This window comes from Aristophania sp. ESL1142 (genome assembly GCF_058107345.1).
Map to the genome: position 1 here is coordinate 1,274,435 of NZ_JBYLUH010000001.1, position 23,804 is coordinate 1,298,238.

Below are 23,804 nucleotides of genomic sequence, written 5' to 3' on the forward strand. Positions count from 1 at the left end.
ATGCGTTTAAGTCAGGCTTACCAACCGACTCTTAAAGAAGTCCCTGCTGAGGCACAGATTGCTTCGCATCGTTTAATGTTACGGGCTGGGCTTGTCCGTCAAACCTCAGCAGGTATTTATGCCTGGCTCCCTGCTGGGCTGCGTGTTCTGCGTCATATTTCTCAGATTGTTCGTGAGGAACAGAATGCGATTGGAGCTGAAGAAATATTGATGCCGACTCTGCAATCGGCGGATTTATGGAAGCGTTCTGGTCGTTATGATGCTTATGGCCCCGAAATGCTACGAATTCAGGACCGTCATAAGCGTGAAATGCTTTACGGACCGACCAATGAGGAAATGATTACAGATCTTTTTGGAAGCACGGTTAAGTCTTATAAAGAGCTTCCAAAAATGCTCTATCAGATCCAGTGGAAGTTCCGCGATGAAATTCGTCCACGTTTTGGAGTAATGCGTGGTCGTGAATTTTATATGAAGGATGGTTACTCCTTCGATGCGACTTATGAAGACGCTGAAAAAAGCTATTATCGCATCATGCTTTCCTATCTGCGTATTTTTCGGCGTTTGGGGGTGCAGGCTGTGCCCATGGCGGCTGACACAGGACCGATTGGTGGTGATCTTAGTCATGAGTTCCTTGTTCTCGCGCCAACAGGTGAAAGCGGCGTCTTTTATGATAGTGACTGGGATTCATTTGATTGGGGTGCTTCATCTCTTGATCCCAGAAAAGATGAAGATCTTAAGAAGCTGAAAGAGATTGTTGCTAGTACCTATTCTGCTACTGATGAAAAGCATGATGAGGCTGCATGGGCAGGCCTTTCCTCAGAAAAGAAACGCGAAGGTCGCGGCATCGAAGTCGGGCATATTTTCTATTTTGGCAAGAAATATACTGAATCCATGGGGATAGAAGTTAGTGGGCCAGATGGTGCTCCTTTCAATCCTCATATGGGGTCTTACGGGATTGGCGTGTCTCGTCTTGTCGGGGCAATTATTGAAGCGTCTCATGACGAGGCGGGGATTATATGGCCGGAAGAAGTGGCCCCTTACCGGGCTGCCTTGCTCAACCTCCGTCCAGGGGATGAGGCTTGTGACCAGCTTTGTGAAGAGTTTTATGCCCTGAATCCTGATGCAATCCTTTATGATGATCGTTCAGAGAGAGCAGGGGTGAAATTTAATGATGCTGATCTGATGGGGCATCCCTGGCAGGCTATTATTGGCCCGCGTGGGGCAAAGACCCGTACCATTGAGCTGAAAAATCGTGCGACTAGTGAGCGTTTGGAATTGCCTTTTGAAGAGGCTGTGACGAAAATCGGACTTCGCTGAATGTTTGGCCGCTTTGAGCGTCTTGTTGCTTTGCGTTACCTCCGTGCCCGTAAGGGGGAACGCTTTGCGTCGATTATCGCTTTTTTTTCTTTAATCGGGATAGCTCTTGGCGTTGCCACGCTCATCATCGTTATGGCGGTGATGAATGGCTTTAAAGCTGATTTAATGGGGCGGATTCTGGGTCTGCATGGTGATCTTGGTATTTATGGCTATGGTCAGACCATTAAAAACTACAAAGATGATGTAATCCTGATCCGTCAGATTCCTGGTATCAGGCAAGCCCTTCCCATGACACAGGGAACTGTGCTCGTAGAGGCGCCCCATTATTCCACAGGGGCAGAATTACAGGGTGTTGCTCCTTCTGATCTGAAGTCATGGACGGCTTTGAGCAGTGGCATCGTTGAAGGAAGTTTTGATCATTTTGATAATGATGAGTCCGTCGCTATAGGGATTACGATGGCTGAACGTGCAGGCGTGCATGTTGGTTCTACACTTACAATTTTGTCACCTAATGGACAGGCAACTCCTTTTGGTACAATGCCACGTGTAAGAACCGTAAAAATTGCTGCAATTTTTGATGCAAACTGGAATGATTATAATAGTAATGTCATCATCATGCCGCTTGCTGCCTCACAGAAATTCCTGTTGATGGAAGGGAGTGTTTCAGTCATTCAGGTCAATACAGATGACCCGTTGCATGTTCAGCATGTAACGCATCTGATAGCTGACAGGCTTGATGACCCTCGATTGCGTGTAATGGACTGGACACAAAGCGCAAATGGGTTTCTGGATGCTGTGAATGTTGAGCAGAATGTCATGTTCCTGATCCTGACCCTCATTATTCTGGTTGCAGCTTTTAATGTCATATCCTCACTGATCATGATGGTAAAAGACAAGACGAGTGATATTGCAGTCCTTCGGACTTTCGGTGTCAGCCGTGGGGCGATTATGCGTATTTTTCTAATGTGTGGTGCTTCAGTCGGGATTTTGGGGACGACTCTTGGTGCTGTTTTAGGTATATCATTTTCGCTGAATATTGAGCGTATCAGACATGTTCTTGAGTCTCTGACGGGAACGAATCTTTTTAACCCAGAAGTTTATTTTCTTTCACGTTTGCCAGCACATCTGATCTGGTCCCAGGTGATAGAGGTTCTGGTGCTTTCGCTTCTTCTTTCCTTATTGGCGACGTTATATCCTTCATGGCGTGCGGCCAAGACTGACCCCGTGGAAGCGTTACGTCATGAATGAGACAAATATAGTTCTTGAATTAAAAAAAATCGTAAGGCGTTTTACGTCAGGTGAAGAGACGATCGAGGTGCTGTCTGGTGCTGATTTTTCTTTGAAAAAAGGGGAAATTGTTGCACTTGTTGCACCCAGTGGGACAGGAAAATCGACCCTGCTTCATTTAGCTGGTCTGCTGGAGGCACCTGATTCTGGCGAAGTGATTATTGAGGGGGCTTCGACACATAGCTTAGGCGATAGAGGGCGCACAGTAATGCGGCGCGATGAAATTGGATTTGTTTATCAGTTTCATCATTTACTTGGTGAATTTACAGCCTGTGAAAATGTAATGCTTCCTCTTATGACGGCAGGTATATCCCGTAAGAAAGCACGTGAGAGGGCGGTAGATCTTTTAACGCGTTTTGCTCTAGAGCATCGTCTTGAATCACTACCAGGCCATATGTCAGGAGGCGAAAAGCAGCGTACAGCGATTGCTCGTGCTCTGGCGAATCGTCCTTCGCTGTTATTGGCAGATGAACCAACAGGAAATCTTGATACACATACAGCTGACCTTGTTTTTAAAGAGTTATTGCACGCTGTGCGAGAAGATGGTGTTGCAGCCTTGATAGCAACACATAATGAAGCTTTAGCAGCGCTAATGGATCGCACAATAACTTTAAAAGGTGGTAAGGTAGTCTCAAAAGGAACTTAGAGTCTTTTAACCAAGACCAAGGAGACGGACATAATGCATGAAGTCAGTGAAGTAATGCATAAAAACGTGATTCATATTGGGCCAAATGAATCGCTTGTTTCAGCCATTAATATTATGGAAGAAAAAGGAATAGGGGCGCTACCCGTTGTTTCAGATGAGGGTAAGTTGGTTGGAGTTGTCAGCTCAACCGATCTTCTTTGGCGCTCAGAGCTTGATACAGGAGAGGTTCCTGAAGGTTTCTTTTCCCGTTTTACGCATGAGGATAATGCGCGTATTTTCATCCATTTATACGGCCGTCAGGTATGTGATGTAATGACGGCTGAGCCAATCTCAATCCCTCCTGAGACGGCTTTGAATGAAGCGATTGAAATTATGCGTCATAAGGGAATTCACAGGCTTTATGTAACGCAGGATTCTGCGCTGGTTGGCGTGATTAGTGGCCGCGATATCATGAGGCTATTGCGGGAAAAACTCGAAGAAAAGAAACCTCCTTTGAATGATGAAGAAATCACGAAGAGGCTTCATGACGTTCTTGGAACAGTTAGTTGGGCGGCAGATGTGACCTTCAAGGTTGAAAATGGATGTGTTATCTGGGAAGGGGCTTCACGTGATATCGTGGACATTCATGCCATGCGTGTCCTGTCAGAAAACATTCCTGGTGTGACAGCGGTGCAGGACCGTACTTATCTCCTAAAGCCTGGAGTAGGCTATGCAAGGCCCAAGGAATTAATGGAAAAAAGCTGGTTTTAATGGAGTCTGCCGTAACATCAGTTCATTGAGCATGATATAACGGGGCTTATGACTGAGCCCCGTTTTATTCATCTTCGTAATCATTCTGCCTATTCTCTTAGCCAAGGTGCAATAAGGGTCGTGGACCTTGTTGCTTTGGCTGTCAAAAATGAGATGCCTGCTATTGCCCTGACTGATAGTGGTAATCTGTTTGGCGCCCTTGAATTTTCCCTGACATGCAAAAAATCTGGCGTGCAGCCTATTATCGGTTGTCAGTTGGCTTTGCCATCTCACAGCGATAAGGTCGGAGCGCCGGCTGAACCTTTGGTTGTACTGGCCCAGACTGAAGAAGGGCTGGAAAATCTTCAATATCTTTCCTCTGCTGGTTTTTTGAAGGGAGATCCCGCTGACCCAAGTGTGACTATTCAGGTTCTCTGTGAACGGGCTGGGGGGCTGTTTCTGCTGACCGGAGGTAATAGAGGCACGTTAAACCAATTATTGCAATCAGAGCAGGAAGATAAGGCGCGTCAGCTTCTTGAAAGACTGAATGACGGGTTCAGGGGGAGGGTTGCGCTCGAACTGAATCGTCTCGGTGAGGAAGGAGAAGCAATGACCGAACCTGCTCTGGTTCGGTTGGCTGATGAAATGGGTCTGCCCATTATAGCGACAAATGAGTGTTTTTTTCCAAAACCTGACCTGCATGAAGCACATGATGCTTTGCTCTGTATTGCACAGGGTCGTACGATGGCGGAAGAAGATCGTTGGCGTGTCTCTCCCGAATCCTGGTTTAAAAGCCAGCAGGCTATGTGTGATTTATTCGCTGATTTGCCGGATGCTTGTAGCAATACAGTCACCATTGCCAAAATGTGTGCTGTAGCAGCTTCAACACGCAAGCCTCTTTTGCCGATATGTCCCAAAGTACGTGAGGGTAGTACAGAAGAGCAAACCCTTCGTGCTATGGCAGAGGAAGGACTTGAAAAACGTCTGGCCGTGATGGAAGACGGGGAGCAGAAGCGGGCGGAATATGCAGAACGTCTGAAGACAGAGTTGGATATTATCGCTCGTATGGGCTTTCCTGGTTACTTCCTGATCGTTGCGGATTTTATTCAATGGGCGAAATCACAGAATATTCCTGTAGGTCCAGGGCGTGGCTCTGGGGCAGGGTCTCTGGTCGCGTATGCTCTGACGATTACTGATATTGATCCACTGCCCTTTGGGTTGCTGTTTGAGCGTTTTCTGAATCCTGAACGTGTTTCCATGCCTGACTTCGATATTGACTTCTGTCAGGACAGACGTGACGAAGTCATCCGCTATGTCCGGCGCGAATATGGCGCTAGTCAGGTCGCTCAGATTATTACGTTCGGTAAATTACAGGCCAAAGCAGCCGTCAGGGATGTCGGACGCGTACTGGGCTTGCCTTATGGCCAGGTGAACCGTGTCGCTGAACTGATTCCTAATAATCCGGCAAAGCCAACGCCTTTAGCCAAAGCGATTGAGGAAGAGCCACGCCTGCAGGAAATGCGCGATAATGATGAGACGATCAAGCGTCTTCTGGAAATCGCCTTGCAGCTTGAAGGGCTTTACCGTCATGCCTCGACTCATGCGGCAGGGGTCGTCATTGGTGATAGAGAGCTGGTCAAGCTTGTGCCACTTTACCGAGACCCGCGTAGTGATATGCTCGTCACACAATATAATATGAAATATGTGGAGCAGGCGGGGCTCGTTAAGTTTGATTTTCTGGGTCTGACAACCCTTACCATTCTGAAGAGAGGTGTTGATTTTCTTAAAGAAATGGGGATTGAGGTCGATCTTTCCCATATTTCTCTTCATGATAAAAAAACCTTTGACATGCTTGCACGCGGCGATACGGCTGGTGTTTTCCAGTTTGAAGGTGCTGGTATGCGGGATATGCTCAAGCAGATGGAAGCAAGCCGTCTTGAGGATCTGATTGCTGGCGTGTCGCTTTATCGTCCCGGACCGATGGCCAATATTCCAGAATATTGCCGCCGTAAGCATGGTGAACCATGGGCGCCTCCTCATGAAGAGATCCGTCCAATTCTTGAAGAGACTTATGGCATTATGGTCTATCAGGAGCAGGTTATGCAGATCGCCCAGAAAATGGCAGGCTATAGTCTTGGGGGGGCAGATCTTTTACGTCGTGCAATGGGTAAGAAAATCGCTTCTGAAATGGAACAGCAGAGGGCGATTTTCCGTGAAGGGGCTACGAAAAGAGGTATTCCCGCTGAAAAGGCTGAAGAAGTCTTTGACCTGATGGCTAAGTTTGCGGATTATGGTTTTAATAAATCCCATGCTGCTGCTTACGCATTGGTCTCTTACCAAACGGCCTGGATGAAAGCGAATTATCCTGTTGCATTTCTGGCCGGATGTATGTCTCTTGCTCGTGAAAAGACGGAGAAACTGGCTGCTTTATGTCAGGAGGCAAAAAGGATGGAAATCCCCATTTTGCCTGTAGATATTAATCGTTCACAAGCAGATTTCTCTATCGAAACACTTGAGACAGGGCAACAGGCAATTCGTTATGGCCTGTCAGCGATCAAACGGGTAGGAGCCACAGCCATGGAAGGGCTGGTTAAAAATCGTGGCGACGAGCCCTTTAGAGATATTACTGATTTTGCCGATCGTTGTGAGGCAAAAAACATGAATAAGATACAGATTGAAAGTTTGGCCAAGGCAGGTGCTTTTGATTCTATGGTTAAAAATCGTCACATGGTTTTTGCCAATGCTGAATTGATTATGCGTAGGGCGCAGGAAAGGGCACGTGAACGTCAGGTTGGGCAGGTTGGTTTATTTGGTGATGCAGGGGAATCTATGCGTGAGATCCTGCATTTGAAGCCAGTCAAACCCTGGCCTGATTTTGAGCGCTTATCACAGGAATCTTCTGTCATTGGCTTCCATATGAGTGCGCATCCGCTTGATGCTTATCGTTCTGTTCTACGTCGTATAGGCAGCACACCAGCAGCCAGTCTTGAACATCTGGCAGAAACTGGCGTGACAAGAGCCAAGATTGCCGGATGTGTTGTCGATAAAAAAGAGCGTCCTACCAGGACAGGAAAAAAAATGGCCTGGGTCACGCTGACTGATAGTAGTGGCAGTTGCGAAGTGACGCTTTTCTCTGAAACATTAGAGGTTAGCCGAGATCTTCTTGTAGCTGGGCAGGCTATATTGGTGACAGCTGACCTAAAAACAGATGGAGACGCTTTACGCATTACGGCACATTCAGTCATGGATCTTGAAAAGGCGGCAGAATCTGAAAAAGCTGAAATACGTCTTTGGTTTGATGATGAAACAGCTCTTGATGAGCTGGAGAATGTTCTTAAAGAAAGTACTGGGGGGCAGGGACGGATCGTATTGATGCCAGCAATGGAAGAAACACGAGATGTCGAGATTATCCTGCCCCAGTTTTACAAGGTAACGCCCCGTCTTGCAGAGAAACTTGCCACTTTAAGTAAGATCAGCCGCATGGAGCATCATTAATGCTGGAAATTGATCGGTAATTTCTTACCATTAACCCGGACTTTTGAATCTTCCAATGTAACTGTCCAGCCTGTGCGGTGATTGGGTTCACGGTCTCCCATAAGCCGTGCAACCAGAAAAGCCGCAGTCACTCTTACGGGGGCGACCCGACTTAAGTGATCAATCAACTTACCAATCTCACTGATGCTGAGATAAACATTTGCATTGGAGTTAGGCAAGTCTCCCGCAGCATGAACAGTGCCATGCCCATCAATCTGGCTATTGTCAATTACAGTATGGAAGCTGTTAAGTGAGAAATTAAAAGGCAGCTTGGTCGAAGGCTCCATTGATATGTCCGCCGATGCATTTTGCGGGAACAGGGGATAGGCTGCATCATGAAGCCCTTTGGCATTGATTTGTGCACGGATTAAAGGCGTTGTACTGACGATTTTGAAATTTACAGACCCGACATGAAAACTATGTTTGGGTTTTGTAATTGTTATATCAGACCATGTGGCTTCAGGGAGCGTGTCCTTGACTTCGTTAATTTCTGGAATGGCTGCGTTTTTACATCCTTCAGGCAGATCATGATGATAAGCAACAAGAACACCATAAGCGGCAGCAGCATTAACTCGGATGAGGGCATCACCATCAAGCTTCTTTTTATGGTCTTTTAACGAGGACGTGCCAACATCAATCGAATATCCAGTATCAGCGAGTTCAGCGTGGAAATTGATCGTCGTCAGACTATTGCCTGCGCCTTTATCCTGCTGGGAAAAAAAACGGAAACAGCTTTCTGGAAGGGGTGCCAGTGTACGCCCATAAGAAGGTGTAAAAGCAATGCTGCTGATGAAGAGAGAAGCTCCCCAGAACAGACTTTGCGCGGCTGTTTTCACGCGTGAAGGTTTTGGGGTAGAAAAAAGTGCCATGGCAGAACAGAAAAGCTCCATGAAAAACATATAAGATCAATCTTTATTAGAACTTTTTACGGTAAATAAAAGAGTAATTTTAGCTGCTTGTGCTATTACGTCTTTTCTTATGAGTAACAAATAAGCTACTTAGCTGGCTTACCATTGTATCACCTAAGTCTGCAGCTGAACTGATTGTCACACTATTGGCGTAATAGCGTGTGACGTCGTGACCGATACCGATGGCTGACAGCTCTATGGATGGATCTGCTTCCAGTTTGGCAATGACTTTATGAAGGTGGTCATCAAGATAATCAGGACTGTTCGCAGAGGCTGTACTGTCATCAACAGGGGCTCCATCTGAAATGACCATCAGGATACGCCTGCGTTCCGGTCTTGCTTTAAGTCTGCGTGCCGCCCATAAAAGTGCTTCACCATCAATATTTTCTTTAAGCAGTCCATCGCGTAGCATCAATCCCAGACTGAGGCGTGTGCGTCTCCAGGGGATATCGGCAGATTTATAGATAATATGGCGTAAGTCATTAAGTCTGCCAGGTTCAGAAGGGCGGCCGTCTTGTGTCCATTTGTAACGGCTTTGTCCACCTTTCCATGCACGGGTTGTAAAACCAAGCAGTTCTACCTTCACACCGCACCGTTCTAATGTACGGGTCAGAATATCGCTGCAAATAGCGGCTGTCGTAATGGGAGTCCCCCGCATAGAGCCAGAATTATCAATTAAGAGTGTAACAACAGTTTCTCTGAAATCTGTATTGCTTTCCAGTTTATAAGAAAGAGGAAGTGCAGGATTACTGACAATCCGCGGCAGGCGTGCAGCATCAAGAATACCTTCTTCCTCATCGAAGCTCCAATGGCGCTGCTGTTGAGCTAATAGTTTTCTTTGCAGTCGATGAGCCAAGCGGGAAACAAATTCTTTTGTCTGCTCTAATTGGTGGTCTAGCTGTTCTCTTAAAAAATGAAGTTCATCAAGGTCACATAATTCATCTGCTGGAATCGTTTCGTCAAATTCCCGTGTATAAACATGATATCCATCAGAGAAAGTGGTAAACTCTGAAGCTTCGGACCTAGGAGAAGAGGGACCAGCCGCTTCTTCATCTCCCTGCTCGCCCTCTGTCATGAGTGCTTCCATTTCATCTGAACTTAAATCTGCATTTTCAGAGACAGATTCGTCTCCCTGTTCAGTAGAAACAACCTGTTGCTCAGATTCTTCCGCAGCGGTTTCATCAGGTGTTTCTTTTGCTTGGGATTCACCTGTTTCGGATTGTTCCTGCGATTGCTGAGAATTGCTCTCCGAATCAGAGTCGTTTTTCCGTTTCTTTACAAGCCCCAGAGCGGTCAGAAGTTCCTGACCAGCCTGCATGAATTTTGCCTGATCAGATTGTGTTTCTGCAAGGTGATTAAGGGCCAGTTTTACCTGGGGGGAGAGGGCGTTTCGCCATTTTTTTAATGAAGGACCCCCGAGCTCTGCGCCAAATTCAGCCCCGAGCATATTTTCCCGTGCCAATAGCTCCAGGGCAAGGGCAGGAGGCATGTCCTCACGTGAGGACATCTCAGGTGTTTTGAGGATTTTTCCTCGCTCTATCAAACGCTGGTGCAGGTTTGACCTCACACCTTCCATATGGCGAGAACCATAAATTTCACAGCGGGCCTGCTCCAATGTGTCGAGAATATGTCGTGCTTCCTGGGGTAATAAGGGGTATGGAAGGTCAGGATCATGGTAGCGTGTTTTAAGAGCGTATGCGTCTATGGAACCACGGACTTTTAGCTTCTGCGCTTGGTCGAGTAGTTCCTGAGCATTTATAGACATGCCCGCGGGCAGCGTGATGCTGCCATCATGGCTCAAGGTACGTAAGGTTGCGAGGGTCGCCTTGCGAAAGCGTTCAGGCTGGGAGGTCATGACGCCTGAGATAAAGGTGAGCTGTTAAAACAACGTTGGTAATATTCTGCCACGATGTCACGCTCCATCTCATCACATTTATTGAGGAAAGTCAGACGGAACGAAAAAGCAATATCCTTGAAAATAAGATAATTTTCTGCCCAACTGATAACAGTACGGGGAGACATTAATGTTGAAATATCGCCCTGCATAAAGCCTGTCCGGGTGAGATCAGCCAATGTGACCATTTTCGCGATCAAATCGGAATCGAGCCGGTTTTCCATGCGTGATGTGACAATTCTGACTTCCTGTTCAAAGGGTAGGTAATTCAGGGTCGCAACGATGTTCCAGCGGTCCATCTGGCCTTGGTTAATCTGTTGGGTGCCATGGTAAAGACCGGTTGTATCCCCCAAACCGATTGTGTTGGCTGTTGCAAAAAGACGGAAAGAAGGGTGAGGGTGGATAACGCGGTTCTGGTCGAGAAGTGTTAGAGCGCCATTTGCTTCTAAGACGCGCTGGATGACGAACATGACATCAGGTCGACCTGCATCATATTCATCAAAAATCAGGGCACAGGGATTTTGCAGGCACCAGGGAAGCAGCCCTTCCTTAAATTCAGTAATCTGCAAACCATCTCGTAAGGTAATGGCATCTTTTCCGATCAGATCAATACGTGAAATATGGCTATCAAGATTAATTCGAACACATGGCCAGTTCAGGCGTGCAGCGATCTGGTCAATGTGAGAAGATTTTCCCGTACCGTGAAAGCCTTGTACCATGACACGGCGATTATAAATAAACCCTGCTAATATAGCGCGTGTTGTATCGCGGTCGAAACAGTAAGAAGAATCGATTTCAGGGACATAGTCAGTGTGCTGCGACCAGACTGGCACGTCAAAATCCAGATCCAGCTGAAACAGGTCTCTGGCCGGCTTTAGGCTATCAGGCTTGAGAGGCAAACTATTTGCCAGAGAAGAATCAGTCGAAAAAGTCACGGCAGTACTCCTGCGCTTAGCGATATTGAGATCGTGTTTATCGTAAAATGACATAAATTCATTTCTGGTGCTCAGTTTTTTGGTGAAGAGTCGCAAAATGAGCTTTTAGTGTCATATAGGCAGATACGATCGTCTTAAATTGTTCTTCAGCCTTGCTGTCGCCTTTATTCGCGTCTGGATGGTGGCGGCGCGCCAGAAGACGGTATCTGATTTTAACATCATCAAGGCTGACAGGCCACTTTAGATCCAGGGTTGCCAGCGCCTTTCTGAGTGGTTCTGACAATGGAGATGGCGGCACTTTTCTACTAGGTTTCTGGCGATATTCACGCAAAAGATCATGGGGGTCGCGTAAATCATTGAGAGTGAGATTAGGTTTCGCCCCTCCTCCGATAGATCCCAGTTTCCATGAAGGACGGTCCCATGAGGTATCTGCCCTGATCTGTGCTTCGATCTGGCCTGGTGTCATCCCCTTATAATAATTCCACCCGGCATTATATTGGCGGACATGCTCCAGGCAGAACCAATAATAATCGCGCAAATGCATCCTGCCTCTTGGTGCTTTATAGCCGGCAGGCTCTTCACATTCAGGGTGGTCACACACGCGGTCAGGGGCTTGGGGGTCAGGGGAAAAAGCTTTTGTTCGGGACATGTTACGTTGCATAGAGGGGAATATGGGTGTCTGCCTTTTCAACTTGCAAGTGAATTTACTATCTTTTGAAAAAAAGTGCTGGCAAGACGGTTTACTCTTTATCACAAAAGGAGATCAATTCGCCATGGCGATTCATGACCGTGAAGAGCGTATACGCCTTATCCTAAAAGAGGCATTACACCCGACAAAATTAATAATCATAGATGATAGTCACCGTCATGCCCGGCATGTCGAACATATGGCCGTGATTGATAAAGTCAAAGCACCATCTCATAAGGGGCAGACCCATTATAAAATAGAGATCGTTAGCCCGGTTTTTGATAGTAAAACACGTATAGAACGGCATAGACTGGTGCAGGATCTGCTGAAAACAGAGTTTGAAACTGGCCTTCATGCCCTGACGCTTACCTTAAAAGGAGAGGGAGAAAAATGAAAGGGAACTGGCGCGCAAAGTTTCTGTCAGTCTGTTTGGGGTTTGTGCCTGCCTGCCTGCCTGTCCTGTTACTTGAGGGGTGTGCAACAGGTGGTTATCACCAGCTTTCTGATAGAAAACAGGCAGATGTAAAGAGGATAGAATCCTATCTTAACAACCTTCATTCAATGCAGGCAGGATTTGCCCAGAACGGTTTTGGGAACAGCCAGCAGGGAGATGGCCATTTTGCCTATCTTCCCGGGGCTATCAGGATGGATTACGAAATCCCGACAGGCAGGCTTGTTCTGGCTCATGATGGGAAACTTCTTTTGATCGACCAGCAGACAGAATCTGTTACTCAGCTTTCCCTGAAGAAAAATCCACTGGGCTATCTGCTTCGCCATCCTATCCATTTTGATAAAGACGTACAGGTAACTGACGTACGCTATGGCAGCGAATATATCCAGATATCTCTGGCACAGGCAGATAATCCTTCGCAGGGACTTTTGACCCTGCAGTTTTCAGATATAAGAGGAAGACTGACTTTAATCGGTCTTAAGGGTGTTGATGCACAGGATCATCATTTCGGTTTATCCTTTTTTGATGTGAAGCAGAATCTGCCTGTTTCTGAAGAGATTTTTAAATTCCCGGCACATTAGAACCAAAAATGGCAGACCAGTTTTGCAGGAGTACCTTATCAGTTTTTTCCATTGAACAATCAGGGTCAAATTGTTTGAGGCTCGTTACACCATAATCACGAATCCCGCAGGGGATGATTCCTTCGAAATCATGGAGGTCAGGAGTGACATTGAGCGCTATTCCGTGCCAGCTGACCCAGCGACTGATGCGAATTCCTATGGCTGCAATTTTTGATTCCTGTTTGGTTAATGGGTCAAAGCACCATACTCCAACCCGGCCTTCACGTGTGAAGGCGTCAATATCAAGGCTGTTGAGTGAGGCAATAAGCCAGCTTTCTAGCCCTTTCACGTAAGAACGGATGTCACGTGGTGCGACCTGACCATGTGGGTGAGAGAGGTCCATCATGACATAGGCAATGCGTTGCCCAGGGCCGTGATATGTCCATTGTCCGCCACGCCCGGCTTTATAGGTCGGGTAATTATGAGGATTAATGAGGTCTTCAGCTCTGGCAGAAGTCCCCGCTGTATAAAGGGGAGGGTGCTGGGTGAACCAGAGCATCTGAGGGCCAGTCTGATGTTGTATATCCTGGACAATAGCGCTCATTTTGTCCAGGGCAGCCTCATAGGAACATAACTCTTTGTCACGTTTGAAAATTATTTCGTCAGAAAAGTGAATCATACTGTTGCTCTCTTTGTTTGTATGGGCTATACGCCGTCCCACCAGAGCGGTCACGTTTTAATTATCGTGACGCTTAAGCACGGAGCGGCCGTGGCGGAATGGTAGACGCGCAAGCTTGAGGTGCTTGTGGGAGAAATCCTGTGGAAGTTCGAGTCTTCTCGGCCGCACCACCTTCATATTCATTCTCACAGAGACGAATATGATCTGGTGGTAATTCTTTCTCGAAAATGTCTTTATTAAGAAACCGAAGGGGCTTATCTGATGACAGGAAGCCCTCATTCTTATTGTGCATCTGCTCGGAAATAGTAAATTAAGAAACGGTCATTTGCGATTTTTTAAATGAACTTTTATTCTTCTCCGTGATTTTAAAGTTGTTTTCCTTAATGGCTGTGAAGCTATTTATGTGCTCACGGTGGGGAATCTATTTTTGATTTGATGCTTAGAGAGGGTAGAGTACGTTTATGATTAAACCTTTACGTAAAGCTGTTTTACCAGTAGGCGGCCTTGGCACACGTTTTCTTCCTGCGACGAAGGCTATGCCCAAGGAAATGTTGCCTGTTGTTGATAAACCCCTCATTCAATATGCAATTGATGAAGCACGAGCTGCTGGAATTGAAGAGTTTTGCCTTATAACAGCACGTGGAAAAGACAATCTTATTGATTATTTTGATTCCGCTCCAGAACTTGAAAACACCTTACGTGAAAGAAACAAGACCAGCACGCTGGAGGCTTTAGAGGCGAGTATCATTGATGCTGGCTCAATGGTTGCTGTGCGTCAAAACAAACCCCTAGGGTTGGGGCATGCGATCTGGTGTGCGCGTTCTTTTATCGGGGATGATCCATTCGCGATTCTGCTCCCTGATGATATTGTAAAAAGTGAGAGAAGCTGCATTGCCCAGCTTGCAGATATTTATCATAAAACCGGTGGAAATGTCGTTGCGGTTAACGAAGTACCCCGTGAGCTAACCAAGCAATATGGTGTTCTTGAAACTGGCGCAGATGATGGCAGACTTGTGGAAGTCAAAGGTCTGGTTGAGAAACCTGACCCAGCTGATGCTCCTTCAAATCTGTCGATTATCGGGCGATATGTCCTGACGGCAGATGTGTTGAAACCCCTTTCAAAGCTGCAAACTGGCGTTGGTGGGGAGATTCAGCTTACAGATGCAATGGCGCAGCTGATAGGTAATCAACCTTTTCATGGTTTGCGTTATGAAGGTACCCGTTTTGATTGTGGAAGCAAGATTGGATTTCTTGAAGCCCAGATTGCCATGTCCATGGAACGTTCAGACCTGAAAGATGATGTTCGGGCGTTTTTGAAAAAATATATTTAAGAGGTTGTCATGACGTTTAAATATAATTTTGAGCCAACGAACCTCCGCGAATATGATATTCGCGGGATTGTTGATAAAACACTCCACCTTGAAGACGCCTATGCCGTCGGTAGGGTTTTTGGCAGTATTATCATTCGCAATGGTGGTAAATCCCTCGTTGTTGGTTATGACGGGCGTGTGTCATCTCCTTCATTGGAAGAAGCTCTGGTTCGTGGGGCCTCCGCATCTGGCGTTGACGTTAGGCGTATGGGGCGTGGCCCAACACCCATGCTTTATTTTGCAGCCGTGACAGGTCATGCTGACGGCGCAATCATGATTACAGGAAGCCATAATCCACCAGATCATAATGGCTTTAAAATGATGCTTCAGGGGAAGCCATTTTTTGGTCAGCAGATTCGTGAATTGGGGCGTATGGCTGCCAGTGGCGATGTTGTTCCTCAGGGGGAAGGTGCAATCAGCTCGTTTGACCCTTCAGAGGCATATATCGAGCGTCTTCTTCAGGATTATGACGGTAAACGGCCGCTCAAGGTTGTGTGGGATAATGGTAATTCTGCTGCGGGAGAAGTGCTTCAGAGGCTGGTAAAGAAACTTCCAGGTCAGCATATAGTCCTTTACCCTGAAATTGACGGTCATTTTCCCAATCATCATCCCGACCCCACAGTGGAAGAAAATTTGCAGGATTTGATCGCCGAGGTCAGAAAACAGAAAGCTGACGTCGGAATTGCTTTTGACGGAGATGCAGATCGCGTAGGGGTTGTGGATGATAAAGGTCATATCCTCTGGGGAGACCAGATCCTTGTTCTGCTTGCGCGTGACGTTTTGAAGCGTCATCCCGGTGCGACGATTATTGCTGATGTGAAAGCAAGTCAGGTCCTGTTTGATGAGGTGGAAAAAGCAGGTGGCAAGCCTTTGATGTGGCGGACCGGTCATTCATTGATCAAAAGCAAAATGGCTGAAACGAAGTCGCCTCTTGCCGGTGAAATGTCGGGCCATATTTTCTTTGCTGATAAATGGTACGGTTTTGACGATGCTATTTATGGTGCAATTCGCATTCTGAGTGTTGTCAGTAATCTGGATGGCAAACTTTCGAAGACACGTGAAGCATTGCCTGAAATGGTGAGTACTCCTGAGTTGCGTTTCCCTTGTGATGATAACCGCAAGTTTGAAGTGATCAAGGAAGTTGCTGCCCGCTTGAAAAAAGAAGGGGCCAAGGTTTCTGAAATTGATGGTGTACGCGTTTCGACTAATGATGGCTGGTGGCTGCTCAGAGCCTCTAATACACAGGCTGTTCTTGTTGCTCGCGCCGAGTCGTATAGCAATGAAGGCCTGGAAAGATTAAAAACAGCTCTCGTGGCGCAGCTTACAGCATCAGGTCTGAAAGCTCCTGATTTTTCTGCACCTGCTGTTCATGCTCATTGAACACATTGTTGTATCGTAAGATACTTGATTTCCTCTTCCCATCTGTTTGTCTTCTTTGTCGTGAGGAGATAGCAGAGGGAGGAGGTTTTTTTTGTGCTTCTTGTTTTTCGTCTCTCAGATTTATCACAGCACCATTCTGTAAGTCCTGTGGGGAGCCTTTTTCTTATAAAGAGCTTGGAGGAAAGGGAGGAATTTGCCTTTCCTGTCAGGAAAAACCCCCTTTGTGGCATGAAGCCCGTGCCTTGTTTATTTATAATGAGGCATCAAGAAAATTGCTCTTGCCGCTGAAATATGCAGATAGGCTTGAGAATATAAAGCCTCTTGTGATGCTTATGTATCGTCATGGATATGGGTTTTTATCAAAACATAAAGAGGCTGTTCTCGTTCCTGTTCCATTACACGCCTCGAAATTATGGTCACGTCGATATAATCAAGCAGCTCTTCTGGCCATGGGTTTAGGACGTTTGCAAAAAATACCGGTGCTTCCAGACGCCCTGATAAGACGCAAACGTACGGAAGCCTTGGCAAACTTATCTGTCCAGCAGCGTCGGGAAGAATTAAAAGACGCTTTTCAGGTGAATAAAAATAGGCTTATCTTTTTGAAAGATCGTCATGTGATTTTAATTGACGATATTTTAACAACGGGAGCCACGGCTGAAGCCTGCGTTTCCGTATTAAAGGAGGCGGGTTGTGGCCAGGTTGATCTTTTTGTTGTTGCAAGAGCCTGTGAAGGGCTAATGTAAAGAAGGATTTGAATTTTAATGACTACGCCCTTGATCGAGATTTATACGCAATCAGGTTGTCCATATTGCGTCAGGGCTGTGAACCTGCTGGAAAGCAAGGCAGTTGCGTTTATGGAGATCAATGCCCCCCGTGGATCAGCTGAGCGTGAAGAAGCAATTTTACGTTCAGGAGGGAAACAGACCGTTCCCCAGATATTTCTGAATAATCAGAGTTTGGGTGGCTGTGACGATATCATGCAACTCGAGGAAGAAGGAATGCTTGATGCGCTTTTATCTGGAGGGGAAAGCTAGAGGCGGCGCTGCTCTTATTGGCCGTTTTTCTTTCATAGGTCTTCTTGGTCTGCTCTTTTTTGTGGCGTCTTTTTCATATGGGAAAGCGGCGCCCGTAGAGCCTGTATCAATTCCTGAAGAAGGATATTGGCTTGCAGAGTCCAAGGATGGTGTTTTTTATCTGGCACCATGTAATCCCGGTGCCAAGCCTGATGAATTGCGTCTTTGTGGTTGGTTGGTTGGTCTGGATTATACTGAGGCAAAGCCCCCTGTTGATTATTGGGGACGCTCGCAATGTGGCCTGACGATGATGCAGAATCTCAAGCGTGATGATGAAGGTGCCTGGCAGGGTAAAATCCTCGATCCACGATCAGGCAGGCAATATGGGGCGCGTGTAAAACTGGGTAAGGACGGTATATTACGCCTTCATGGTTATGTCATTCTGCCATTATTTGGACAGACGCAGGAATGGACACGCTATAATGGTCCGCCAATTGGGCCAGAATGTCGTATGGACATGAGAAGATAATATCTTTCTTACGTTGAAAGTAATGACATAAAGCAGGGTAACAAGAAGAAACGGCTCAGCATATTTCTGTAAAGAAGAGGGAGTAAAGAATATGGAAAAAATTGTTTCCAGGCGCGGCTTTACTTTCGGTTTGACAGCCTTCGGTACTATTGCAGCAATGCCTGTAATGAGGATGCAACGGGCATGCGCTGAGGGTCCGGGTTTAAGGACATTATGTTTCGTCGGGGGCTATACAAAACATGGTCCTCCAGGCAATGAGGGAAATGGTCCGGGTATTTCAGTATTTGAAATGGATCAGAAGACGGGTGCTTTGACACTCATCACAAACTTTACAGATATTGCGAGTCCTTCTTTTATAACTCTCTCAAAAGATCACAGATTTTTATATGCTGTGAGTGAAATTGACGATTTTAACAAGGAAGGGCATGGGTGCGTTACGGCTTTTGCCGTGGATAAGCATACAGGATCTCTCTCTAAATTGAATAATGTCAGTTCGGGTGGTGCTATTCCAGCGCATTTAAGTGTGCATCCCTCGGGAAAATATCTTTTGGTTGCTAATTATGCCGGTGGGTCTGTCGCCGTAATTCCTGTAAAACAAGATGGCTCTTTGGGAACCGCAACAGATGTGGTGCATAATACAGGGCCACGTCAGCCAGACAGGGCTGCGGATAATCCACCCGGTAATTTTGCAGTTTCCGATCATAGTGGTGCTCATCCTCATATGATTGGTACTGATCCTTCAGGTCGTTATGTAATTGCAAATGATGCTGGACTAGATCGCGTTTATGTCTGGACCCTGAACCTGAAAAGCGGGAAATTAATGCCCGCAAAAACACCTTATTCTGAGATGACGCCTGGTTCCGCTCCCAGACATTTTGTTTTTAATCACTCCGGGCGGATTATGTATAATCTGTGCGAACAAAACTCAAAAGTGGATGTTTGCCAGTTTGATCCAGCGACGGGAGTTCTTTCTGTTGTGCAGACAGTCAGTACAGTCAGTTCCCATTTTAAAGGTTCAACTCTGGCGGCCGAAATCCTGCTTTCGGCTGATGGGAGGCATATTTATGTTTCAAATCGTCTGGGGGATTCTCTCGCCGTTTTTGATGTCGGGCAGGATGGCAGCCTAACTTTGAAGGATGAAGTCTGGATGCATGCTGATTATGGCCGGGCTATGATGTTCGACCCTGGCGGGAATTTTCTTTTCTGTGCAAATCAGCGCTCTGATGCCGTGACTTCATTTCGGGTAAATCGGGATGAGGGTATGCTTTCTTTTACGGATCATTTTACGGCAATAGGCAGTCCTACGACTTTTACCTTCTTGACGACGGATTCTTGATCAGAGAGCCCTGGTTATGGGAATTTTGAGACTCTCTGATCTATTGCCGGTTATTTTCTTGAAAAAAGCGCCATATAATTGACACTGAGATCCCGGCTTTCTTCCCATTTAGGCGGATGATAAGAAAGTCCACTTATATGGGTAAGCGTTAATCCGGCCTGAGTGGCCATATGGTCCAGTTCGACAGGTTTGATAAATTTCTGCCATTGGTGCGTGCCGATGGGAAGCAAACGAAGCACATATTCCGCGCCTAATTTGGCCATGAGAAATGAGCGGATCGTGCGATTCATTGTTGAAACGACGATATGACCGTTTTCTCTGGTTAAGGCTTGTAGCAGATAGAGAAAAGCTTCAGGGTCCCTGACATGTTCGATGATTTCCAGCGCGCAAACAACATCAAAATGTTTTCCTTCTCGCACAAGGCTTTCAGCGTCACCATGGCGGTATGCGAGGGGAGCAGCGGAAGGGGGTAGAGGAAATAGTTCTTTATGGGCGAGGGCAGCTTCTATCGCCTTGTCGCTGGCATCTACGCCTAATGTGTCAAATCCTAATTTGGCAAAGCTTTCACTGGCAAGGCCAGCACCGCAACCAATATCAAGCAAAGTAAGAGGGGAAGAAAAGGGAGAAAGAAGTGAAGTCAGCTTTTTTTTGACCCATTCGGTTCTGACTGGATTCATGGCATGGAGCGGGGCCATCGGTCCTTTGGGGTTCCACCATTCTTCTGCCAGGGCGCTGAAATGTTCAATTTCTTCTGTAACAACTGAAGAGTCAGCCTGTTTGAAGGCCGTATCAGAAACGGCTTGGGGTGTATCATTCATGACTCATTCTTTCTATAAAATTTATATTACTTAAGAGCATTGCTGGACGAGACCTGACAAGATGGGTATGTCATAAATCTTTCTGTGCAGAAAATCTGAATGTATCGGAGCTAATGTTCTAATGTCCACGCTTGATCCCTCTCAGGGTGATCCTGGCAGCCTCACGGATCATAATCTTTCACATCGTTCTCGTACAATCGTCATGAAATTTGGCGGCACATCAGTCGGGGACCTTGATCGTATTCGCAATGTTGCCCAGAAAATAAAAACTGAATATGAGCGAGGGAATCGCGTTGCCGTTGTTGTGTCGGCAATGGCAGGTGTCACCAATCAGATGGTGAAATACTGCTATGACCTCGATCCCGCACCTGTATTGGAAGAATATGACGCCGTTGTGGCGACAGGCGAACAAGTTACAAGTGGATTGGTGGCAATTGCGTTAAATAGCCTTGGGTTGAAATCCCGTTCTTTTCAGGGATGGCAAGTTCCGCTCATAACAGATGAGGCACATGGCAAAGCCGCTATTGAAACAGTTGATGGTCGGGCGATTCTCTCATGTCTTGAGGAAGGGGTCATCCCTGTCATTGCTGGGTTTCAGGGCGTAGATCATGCAGGAAGGATTGCAACCCTTGGACGTGGCGGGTCTGATACGTCAGCCGTTGCTTTTGCTGCTGCCATTGATGCTGATCAGTGCGACATTTATACCGACGTTGATGGGGTTTATACAACGGATCCGCGGATCGTAACAAAAGCCAAAAAGCTTGATCGTATTACATATGAAGAGATGCTGGAATTAGCTTCAGTTGGAGCAAAAGTCCTGCAGACTCGCAGTGTTGCTTTAGCGATGAGGGAAAAAGTACGTGTGCGTGTCCTGTCGTCATTTGAGCAGACTGACGATAAAAGTGGTACAATTGTTGTAGATGAGGATGAAGGCATGGAAAAAGGACTTGTAGCTGGGATCGCTTATTCCAGAGATGAAGCGAAAATCAGCCTTCGTGATGTTCCTGATAAACCTGGTGTTGCGGCAGCTATTTTTGGCGGTCTTGCCGGTAGTGGTATAAATGTTGATATGATCGTGCAGAGTATAGGTGTCGATCAGGCAACAAACATGACTTTCACAGTCAGTAAGGGTGATGAACGTAAAGCCTGCCAGCTTCTTGAAAATCTTCGTCAGGAAATCCCTTATAAGGGGCTGGAGACATCTCATGATGTTGTGAAGATTAGCGTTGTAGGCGTGGGGATGCGTTCTAATACGGGTGTTGCCGCAACAATGTTTAGAACATTGGCTGAACGTGGTATAAACGTGCAGGTTATTTCCACAAGTGAGATAAAAATTTCTGTACTAATTGACGCTGAATATACTGAATTGGCCATGCGTGCATTGCACGCAGCTTATGGGCTTGATGCTGAAAAGGAAGATTATTCATGAGCGACTCATCGGTGGAGGAGCAGGAAAAAGCTCGCCGAATTTTTACACAGCTTTCAAAACGTGGCTGTGATTTTCTGGGGAGTGATGTTGCGATTCTCGGTGGGGCAATGTCATGGGTAAGTGAGCGCAATCTTGTTTCAGCAATTTCAAATGCTGGCGGGTTTGGCGTTATTGCTTGTGGTGCAATGACGCCAGAAAGGCTTGAAGAAGAAATCATCGCCACAAAGGGTATGACGAATCGTCCTTTTGGGGTGAACTTGATCACGATGCACCCCAAGCTTGATGATCTTGTTGATGTCTGTCTGGCGCAGAGTGTGTCCCATATTGTTCTGGCAGGAGGGGTTCCAACTGGTGCTACGATCCGGCGCGTGCGTGATGGTGGGGCGCGTGCCATTGGGTTTGCACCTGCCCTTGCTCTTGGGAAACGCCTTGTTAAGCTTGGAATTGAGGCTCTTATTATCGAAGGGTCGGAAGCAGGGGGACATGTCGGCCCTGTTTCCCTGAATGTTCTGGCTCAGGAAATATTGCCTTATATAAGAGATGTTCCCATCTTCGTTGCTGGTGGCCTAGGGAGGGGCGGTGCTATTCTGTCCTATCTCGAAATGGGTGCTTCCGGTGCTCAGTTAGGGACGCTTTTTGCAGCTTCAACGGAAAGTATTGCTCATCCTAATTTTAAGGCAGCGTTTAAACGAGCCAATGCCCGTGATGCAGCGGTCTCTGTCCAGCTTGATGAGCGTTTTCCTGTTATTCCAGTGAGGGGGCTAGTAAATACGGCCAGCCGTCATTTCATGCAACATCAGGCTGATACGGTAGAAAAATTCAAGCAGGGCGTTATTGAGAAAGAAGCAGCTCAATTAGAAATTGAACATTTCTGGGCTGGTGCCCTAAGAAAAGCCGTAATTGAAGGCGATATTGACAATGGTTCAGTGATGGCGGGGCAGTCTGTCGGAATGGTTAAGGAAATCAGACCGGTTGCTGAAATTATAAAAATGCTTATTGACCAAGCGATAGAAGCTTTGGAAGTGAGAGATAGTCGTCCATAATCAGTAGATTGATACGTACTATTAGTTTTTTATCCCTATTTTCTGTCCTGTTATAGAGAGGTTGCTAATATGTCTGGCTCAAAATTAGAGGAGAAGACGACTCTACAGCCCACTATTGGCACAATCTTACGTAAAAGGCGTGAAGAACTGGGATGGGACGAGCAGCATATTGCAGATCATTTACGGATACGGGCTGCCCTCATATATGCCCTTGAAGGGGGGGACTATAAGTCCCTTCCAGGGCAGGCTTATGCAATTGGGTTTCTGAAAAATTATGCCTCTTTATTAGGGTTAGATGCTGAGAAACTCATTTCAGATTTTAAAACTGAAATTTCTGCCACTTTCCAAGAGGAGCCGGCTAAGCCGGAATTGCATTTTCCACAGCCAGTTGAAGAACGCTCATTACCAAAATGGCTTCTGATTACGGTTGGTCTGGCTGTGGTTTTGATGGCTTATATCGGGTGGTATCATTTTTCATCTCATGGAGGAGATGTTCCCAAAATAGAAAATGCTCCTCTTCTTGGTGGTAGTAATACAGATTCGAGCTCCCCGGTTCTTCCAAAAAAGACAGAATCTGATTTGGCAGAAAATAATAATGTTCCAGCTGATTCAGTTTCCAGTAATGCGTATGAAGAGAAGAGCGATAATCCTGTCCTCCCTGCCCAGACAGCGGAAAATGGAGCTGTCCAGAAGGAAAATGTTTCTTCAGAGCCATTGAGTAATTCTATGCCGGCTTCTGATTCGCAGCAGCCTAAATCTCCTTTTGTGGAACCAGCTCCTGCTTCTGAACCACAATCTGTTAAATCATCAGAACCTGCCTTGAAGCCTGATGAGTTACCCTCTGGTGTTATTGAACTGCATTTTACACAGGATAGCTGGACAAAAATTACCGACCGTAGCGGGAAAGTTCTTGAATCGCGTCTCTTTAAGTCTGGAGAGACATGGCACGGTGATGGCAGTGCAGCGCCTTATAGCATTACAGCGGGGAATGCAGCTGGAGTGATGATGAAAGCCGGAGCTGTTACTAGTGCACCTTTAGGACAGGCAGGGCAGGTTAAGAGAAATATTGCAGTGAGTGCTGAAGCTATCGTTAATGGAAGTTTCGGTCGTACAGATATGCAGCCTGCAAGTTCTGGGACTTCAGAAAAAGCTGATTCTGCAATATCAGCTGAGCCAAAAAATCTGGATCAAAACGAAGAGATTCATTAAATAAAAGCAGTCTGGCAGTTTTGGCCTTTATTCTTTATCGATTTATGAG

The 23,804-nt window shown here is 46.5% G+C and carries 22 protein-coding genes, 1 tRNA gene and 1 pseudogene; 18 read left to right on the forward strand and 6 right to left on the reverse strand.

The genetic code is table 11. The annotated features are described in order from the left end of the window. The 5 genes from proS to dnaE are packed head-to-tail and all read left to right on the forward strand — an operon-like array spanning position 1 to position 7,474. Positions 1 to 1,317 carry a proline--tRNA ligase gene (proS, locus tag AC3B6P_RS06010; RefSeq protein WP_489805191.1) on the forward strand — a complete coding sequence of 439 codons (1,317 nt, stop codon included), beginning with the start codon at positions 1 to 3 and terminating at the stop codon, positions 1,315 to 1,317. Then, positions 1,318 to 2,565: a lipoprotein-releasing ABC transporter permease subunit gene (locus AC3B6P_RS06015; RefSeq protein ID WP_489805192.1), complete on the forward strand. Its 1,248-nt coding sequence runs from the start codon at positions 1,318 to 1,320 to the stop codon at positions 2,563 to 2,565. Beyond that, positions 2,558 to 3,250: an ABC transporter ATP-binding protein gene (locus tag AC3B6P_RS06020; RefSeq protein WP_489805193.1), complete on the forward strand. Its 693-nt coding sequence runs from the start codon at positions 2,558 to 2,560 to the stop codon at positions 3,248 to 3,250. Before AC3B6P_RS06015 ends, AC3B6P_RS06020 begins: the two co-directional genes overlap by 8 nt. A 33-nt stretch (positions 3,251 to 3,283) precedes the next feature. Continuing rightward, entirely contained in the window at positions 3,284 to 4,000 is a 717-nt protein-coding gene (locus AC3B6P_RS06025; protein ID WP_489805194.1) for a CBS domain-containing protein, read from the forward strand. 48 nt (positions 4,001 to 4,048) lie between these two features. Next, positions 4,049 to 7,474: a DNA polymerase III subunit alpha gene (gene dnaE / locus AC3B6P_RS06030; protein ID WP_489805195.1), complete on the forward strand. Its 3,426-nt coding sequence runs from the start codon at positions 4,049 to 4,051 to the stop codon at positions 7,472 to 7,474. Here dnaE and AC3B6P_RS06035 read toward each other — a convergent pair. Genes AC3B6P_RS06035 through AC3B6P_RS06050 form a run of 4 tightly spaced genes read right to left on the reverse strand, consistent with a single transcriptional unit; the run spans position 7,471 to position 11,911 of the window. Then, on the reverse strand, positions 7,471 to 8,412 hold the full coding sequence (locus tag AC3B6P_RS06035) for a hypothetical protein (RefSeq protein WP_489805196.1): 942 nt from the start codon (positions 8,410 to 8,412) through the stop codon (positions 7,471 to 7,473). The two genes, dnaE and AC3B6P_RS06035, sit on opposite strands and share 4 nt — an antisense overlap. A 49-nt stretch (positions 8,413 to 8,461) precedes the next feature. Continuing rightward, a complete protein-coding gene (locus AC3B6P_RS06040; protein WP_489805197.1) occupies positions 8,462 to 10,276 on the reverse strand; it encodes a cobaltochelatase CobT-related protein in 1,815 nt (604 codons plus the stop codon). Continuing rightward, on the reverse strand, positions 10,273 to 11,304 hold the full coding sequence (locus AC3B6P_RS06045; protein WP_489805198.1) for an AAA family ATPase: 1,032 nt from the start codon (positions 11,302 to 11,304) through the stop codon (positions 10,273 to 10,275). The genes AC3B6P_RS06040 and AC3B6P_RS06045 overlap by 4 nt, the downstream gene beginning before the upstream one ends. 4 nt (positions 11,305 to 11,308) lie before the next feature. Continuing rightward, positions 11,309 to 11,911 carry a J domain-containing protein gene (locus AC3B6P_RS06050; RefSeq protein WP_489805199.1) on the reverse strand — a complete coding sequence of 201 codons (603 nt, stop codon included), beginning with the start codon at positions 11,909 to 11,911 and terminating at the stop codon, positions 11,309 to 11,311. Positions 11,912 to 12,023: 112 nt separating this feature from the next. On the opposite strand from AC3B6P_RS06050, the gene AC3B6P_RS06055 reads away from it, so the two are divergent. Both AC3B6P_RS06055 and AC3B6P_RS06060 read left to right on the forward strand, forming a co-directional pair. Next, positions 12,024 to 12,332, forward strand: a complete 309-nt coding sequence (locus AC3B6P_RS06055; protein WP_489805200.1) for a BolA family protein — start codon at positions 12,024 to 12,026, stop codon at positions 12,330 to 12,332. Then, a complete protein-coding gene (locus AC3B6P_RS06060; protein ID WP_489805201.1) occupies positions 12,329 to 12,970 on the forward strand; it encodes a LolA family protein in 642 nt (213 codons plus the stop codon). The genes AC3B6P_RS06055 and AC3B6P_RS06060 overlap by 4 nt, the downstream gene beginning before the upstream one ends. Here AC3B6P_RS06060 and lipB read toward each other — a convergent pair. Further along, positions 12,951 to 13,628 (reverse strand): lipoyl(octanoyl) transferase LipB, encoded by a 678-nt coding sequence (gene lipB / locus AC3B6P_RS06065; RefSeq protein ID WP_489805202.1) that lies wholly within the window; start codon positions 13,626 to 13,628, stop codon positions 12,951 to 12,953. The two genes, AC3B6P_RS06060 and lipB, sit on opposite strands and share 20 nt — an antisense overlap. Before the next feature lie 84 nt (positions 13,629 to 13,712). Between lipB and AC3B6P_RS06070 the strand changes: the two genes are divergently transcribed. The 8 genes and pseudogenes from AC3B6P_RS06070 (at position 13,713) to AC3B6P_RS06105 (ending at position 19,256) form a co-directional block, all read left to right on the forward strand. Beyond that, a tRNA-Leu gene (locus tag AC3B6P_RS06070) sits at positions 13,713 to 13,798 on the forward strand. A gap of 291 nt (positions 13,799 to 14,089) precedes the next feature. Continuing rightward, the gene (galU, locus tag AC3B6P_RS06075; RefSeq protein ID WP_489805203.1) at positions 14,090 to 14,959 is read left to right on the forward strand and encodes a UTP--glucose-1-phosphate uridylyltransferase GalU; all 870 of its coding nucleotides are present in this window, start codon (positions 14,090 to 14,092) and stop codon (positions 14,957 to 14,959) included. Positions 14,960 to 14,968: 9 nt separating this feature from the next. Continuing rightward, entirely contained in the window at positions 14,969 to 16,378 is a 1,410-nt protein-coding gene (gene pgmG / locus AC3B6P_RS06080) for a phosphoglucomutase/phosphomannomutase PgmG (protein ID WP_489805204.1), read from the forward strand. Positions 16,379 to 16,386: 8 nt separating this feature from the next. Continuing rightward, positions 16,387 to 16,575, forward strand: a pseudogene (locus tag AC3B6P_RS06085) (double zinc ribbon domain-containing protein); the annotation flags it as partial. Positions 16,576 to 16,599: 24 nt separating this feature from the next. Then, on the forward strand, positions 16,600 to 17,121 hold the full coding sequence (locus AC3B6P_RS06090) for a ComF family protein (RefSeq protein ID WP_489805554.1): 522 nt from the start codon (positions 16,600 to 16,602) through the stop codon (positions 17,119 to 17,121). Between the two features lie 18 nt (positions 17,122 to 17,139). Further along, positions 17,140 to 17,412: a glutaredoxin 3 gene (gene grxC, locus AC3B6P_RS06095; RefSeq protein WP_489805205.1), complete on the forward strand. Its 273-nt coding sequence runs from the start codon at positions 17,140 to 17,142 to the stop codon at positions 17,410 to 17,412. Then, positions 17,384 to 17,920, forward strand: a complete 537-nt coding sequence (locus AC3B6P_RS06100) for a DUF2147 domain-containing protein (RefSeq protein ID WP_489805206.1) — start codon at positions 17,384 to 17,386, stop codon at positions 17,918 to 17,920. The genes grxC and AC3B6P_RS06100 overlap by 29 nt, the downstream gene beginning before the upstream one ends. Positions 17,921 to 18,011: 91 nt before the next feature. Then, positions 18,012 to 19,256, forward strand: a complete 1,245-nt coding sequence (locus tag AC3B6P_RS06105; RefSeq protein WP_489805207.1) for a lactonase family protein — start codon at positions 18,012 to 18,014, stop codon at positions 19,254 to 19,256. 50 nt (positions 19,257 to 19,306) lie between these two features. On the opposite strand, the gene ubiG is transcribed toward AC3B6P_RS06105, so the two are convergent. After that, positions 19,307 to 20,074, reverse strand: coding sequence for a bifunctional 2-polyprenyl-6-hydroxyphenol methylase/3-demethylubiquinol 3-O-methyltransferase UbiG (ubiG, locus tag AC3B6P_RS06110; RefSeq protein ID WP_489805208.1), 768 nt, complete (start codon positions 20,072 to 20,074; stop codon positions 19,307 to 19,309). A 202-nt stretch (positions 20,075 to 20,276) separates the two neighbouring features. Between ubiG and AC3B6P_RS06115 the strand changes: the two genes are divergently transcribed. The 3 genes from AC3B6P_RS06115 (at position 20,277) to AC3B6P_RS06125 (ending at position 23,755) form a co-directional block, all read left to right on the forward strand. Then, a complete protein-coding gene (locus AC3B6P_RS06115) occupies positions 20,277 to 21,503 on the forward strand; it encodes an aspartate kinase (RefSeq protein WP_489805555.1) in 1,227 nt (408 codons plus the stop codon). Then, positions 21,500 to 22,546: an NAD(P)H-dependent flavin oxidoreductase gene (locus tag AC3B6P_RS06120; protein WP_489805209.1), complete on the forward strand. Its 1,047-nt coding sequence runs from the start codon at positions 21,500 to 21,502 to the stop codon at positions 22,544 to 22,546. The genes AC3B6P_RS06115 and AC3B6P_RS06120 overlap by 4 nt, the downstream gene beginning before the upstream one ends. A 69-nt stretch (positions 22,547 to 22,615) precedes the next feature. Continuing rightward, the gene (locus tag AC3B6P_RS06125) at positions 22,616 to 23,755 is read left to right on the forward strand and encodes a helix-turn-helix domain-containing protein (RefSeq protein WP_489805210.1); all 1,140 of its coding nucleotides are present in this window, start codon (positions 22,616 to 22,618) and stop codon (positions 23,753 to 23,755) included. Positions 23,756 to 23,804: the final 49 nt, after the last annotated feature.